The sequence below is a fragment of the Mycobacterium helveticum genome (assembly GCF_007714205.1).
In the GTDB taxonomy this organism is placed as follows: Bacteria; Actinomycetota; Actinomycetes; order Mycobacteriales; family Mycobacteriaceae; genus Mycobacterium; species Mycobacterium helveticum.
Genome location: NZ_VMQU01000228.1, coordinates 1 through 3,624 on the forward strand (window position 1 = coordinate 1; position 3,624 = coordinate 3,624).

General features: G+C 73.8%; 2 protein-coding genes. Both read right to left on the bottom strand.

Annotated features, from left to right (window positions below):
• Positions 1 to 347, bottom strand: a 347-nt coding sequence (locus FPZ47_RS26855; RefSeq protein ID WP_144957240.1) for an acyl carrier protein, incomplete at its 3' end; no start/stop codon positions are given.
• The coding region (locus tag FPZ47_RS26860; RefSeq protein ID WP_144957243.1) for a KR domain-containing protein at positions 347 to 3,624 on the bottom strand (3,278 nt) is incomplete at its 5' end. The genes FPZ47_RS26855 and FPZ47_RS26860, both read right to left, overlap by 1 nt.

The window sequence follows — 3,624 nt, forward strand, 5'->3', positions numbered from 1 at the left end:
CCGTCCACACCACCGGGCAACCGGCAACCCATCCCCACCACCGCGATCGGCTCATCACTGCGCACCACCGAATCCCCCGACTCGACCGCACGGTTGCCGGCTTCCGGGTTGGTCAGGAACTCGACGAGGTCGTCGATCGTCGGGTGCTGCCACATCTCCACGGGCGATATTGCGCGACCGGCCAGTTCGGCGAGTTCGCCCGACAGCACCACGGCGGCGCGGGAACCGACCCCCAGGTCGGCGAACGACGCGTTCAGGTCGATGTCACCACGGTCGCAGCCGATGTTGGTGACGAGATAGTCGATCAGCCAGCGCCGCAGCTCGTCGGCAGTATGAGTGTTCGCCATCACGCGGACTCCACACTGTCGAACAGCGCGTCGAGCACACTGTCGGCCGGCGTGGCTGTTTCCTCCGTTTCTTGTGTCGAATCAGTCTGTGGTGCAATCTTTTTCGCGAGAAATGCCGACAACGAGGCGATCGTCGGGTGGTTCCACAGCATGGTCGCGGACAGTTGCATCCCCGCGAACTGCTCGACCTCTCGCCGGATCGACATCGCCATCACCGAGTTGAGTCCCAGCTCCGCGAACGGCCGGTCCGATTCGAGTTCGGCCTCCGTGAGCCGGAGTTCGCGGGCCAGGACCGTGCGTAGCGCGGTCTCGAGTTCGCGCAGCAGAGCGGCGCCGGTCCACCCCGACCATGCCGTGGCGGGCGCCGGCGTGCGGCGCCCGCCGGTGTCGGCCGACGTCATCGGCGCGATCACCGCCTGCGCGACGTCGTGGCGCGCGACGTAGTCCCAGGCGGCGAAGGCCTCGCCCGGGCTGACCGGTCGCGACCCCAGCCGTTCGAGTTCGCCGATGGTGATGGCCGCGTCGGCGGCGAAGCCGAGCCCCTCCCACGCCACCCAGTCCAGGCTCAGGGCGTGGCAGCCCTGCCGATGCCTGCTTCGCGCCAAGCAGTCCAGGTAGGCGTTGGCCGCCGCGTATGCGCCCTGGCCCGGGACGCCGAAAACCGTTCCGGCCGAGGCGGTCAGGAAGAAGAAGTCGAGCCGGCCCGGCGGGAAGGCCAGGTGCAGCGCCTGCGCGCCGGCGATCTTCGGCCACATGACCCGCCGCAAGGTGTCCTGCGCCGTCTCGGTGAGCAGCCTGCTGTCGGTGATGCCGGCGGCGTGGATGACGCCGCGGATCGGGGGCGCCCCGTCCCGATCGCGCCTGGCCAACAACTCCCGCACCGCCCCGGGCGAGCCGACGTCGAGCGTGACGGCATCGACCGAGACGCCCCGGCGCTCCAGGTCCCGGATCGCGGTGACCTTGTGCCGCGCCGCCGGATCGTCGCTGCCGTCCCAGTCGCGGCGCGGCGGCAGCGGGGTGCGTCCCGCCAGCACCAGGCGGCGCGCGCCGCGGTCCGCGAGCCAGCCGGCCATCAGCAGTCCGAGCGCCCCCATGCCACCGGTGATCAGGTATGCCGCGTCGGGCCGGCACCGCAGCGGTCCGCGCACCGGTTCGCCGGCGACGGGAACCATTGCCGCCGAGAGATATTCGTCGTCGCGCAGCGCCAAAATCCGCCTGGCCGGGTGGGACAGCGCCTCGGTCAGCCGCACGGCGCGGTCGCCGGGGTGGTCGCCGGCCGCGAGGTCGACCAGCCCGCCCCACAGCTCGGGGTGCTCGGCGCCGATGACCCCGGCCAGCCCCCACAGGCCGCTGTGGCGCAGGGCCTCCCCGGAGCCCGCCTCGCGGACGCCGCGGGTGAGGATCCACAGCGTCACCGGATCGTCCTCACCGCGGCCGGCCAGTTCGCGGACGAGGTCGGTCACCTGCGACGCCAGCCTCGCGGCACCCTCGATATCGGCGTCGCCGGCCGCAGGACCGGCGAGATAGACGACGTAGCGGGCCTCGGCGAGCCCGGCCGGCGCGTACCCGGCGGCGGCGAGCCGGTCGGCCAGCCCGGTGGCGTCGGCGCCGTCGCCGCCGACCACGGCCAGCGGGCCGGGCGCGGCCGCTGCGTCCCCGTCGGCATGCCAGGGGTGCCAGTCGATCGCGTGCGACAGCGATGCCGGGTCGCTGTCGTGGGCGCCCGCCGCCGAGCCGGACTCCACGTCGGTGTAGCGCAGCGAGCGGACGTCCGCGCACATGGCGCCATCGGGTGTCCTGACGACGAGGTCGACGACGACTTCGCCGGTCGCACCGGGCAGCCGGCGCATCTCCGCCACCGCCCGCCGATCGTTGACAGTGGTTGCCAGCCAGAGACTTTTGACCGCGGAGGGGACCAGGAGCCGGGGGTTGTCGCGGTCCACCAGGCGCGCGGCGTGTACGGCCGCGTCCAGCAGCGCCACCACCGACGGCTCGGCCGGCTCAGCCAGGCTGATGTCGGCGACGACGCCGCCGGGGGTGTGCCGCAACGCGTCGATCGACCAGGGGAACGGCTGGCCCTCGACGCCCCACTGCTGGAAGAGCTCGGTGGTCGAGCGGGTTTCCGCTTCGCCGGCCGGGGCGCCGGCCGGCTCGGCGCCGTCGGGCGCGGACGACACCGGCAGGCCGCCGGCGTGCCGGACCCAGGGGGCGTCGCTCGCCGCTCGCGACGACACGGTGACCGACTCGTCGGTGGCGAGCACCTGGATCGCCCGCGGCCGGTCCACGACGATGGGGTGCTCGAACCGGACGTCGGACACCGCCGCCGCCCCCGCTTCGCGGGCCGCGGCCGACAGCGTCTGCAGCAGCACCGACAACGGGACCACATCCACGCCGTGCAGGCGGTGACAGCCCGGGTACGGCTTGGTCTCCGGCGCCAGGTTCGCCTGCCACAGCCAGGCTGCCGTCGCGGCGAGGTCGATGCGCGCGCCGAGCAGCGTGCCGGGCGCCGGTGCCGCTCCGGCGGCGGCCGGGCGGTCGGCGGGAGTCACCCAGTGCCGGGTGTGCTGCCAGGGCGTGCTCGGCAGCACCGGGGCGGGCCCGCCCGGGTGGTCGGTGGCGGGCGGTGCGACGGTGTGGGCGGCGTTGCGGTTGGTGTGGAAGGTGAGCGTGTCGTCGGTGTCGCGGGCCAGGGTCCCGAGGCTGTGGTGATGGACGTCGGCCAGGGTGTCGCTGATCGCGTAGGTCAGCACCGGGTGCGGGCTGACTTCGACGAACGTGCCGTGCTCGGCGCCCGCCTCGGCCACCGCCTGGGTGAAGCGCACCGGGTTGCGCAGGTTGGCCGCCCAGTAGTCGGCGTCGAACGTCGGCGCCGCGCCGGTCGTCGTGATGATCGGGATGCTGGGCCGGCGCGGCGCCAGATCGGCCAGCGCCGCACGCAATTCCGGCAGGACCGGGTCGATGATCGGATGGTGCGATGCCACGTCCACCTCGATGCGCCGCGCCAACCGGTCCCGGGCGGCGACCGCCCCGATCACCGCGTCGACCTGTTCGGGCGGGCCGGCGACCACCGTCTGCCGGGGTGAGGCGTAGACCGCCAACGTGAGCTGCGGGTGCTCGGCGACCAGCTCGGCGGCGCCGTCGGGGTCCAGCTCGAGCAGGGCCATCGCGCCCTGCCCGGACAGCCTGGCCATCAGCCGCGAGCGGGTGGTGATGACGCGCAGGCCGTCGCGGGGGCTCAGCGCCCCGGCGACCACGGCGGCGGTGACCTCCCCCATCG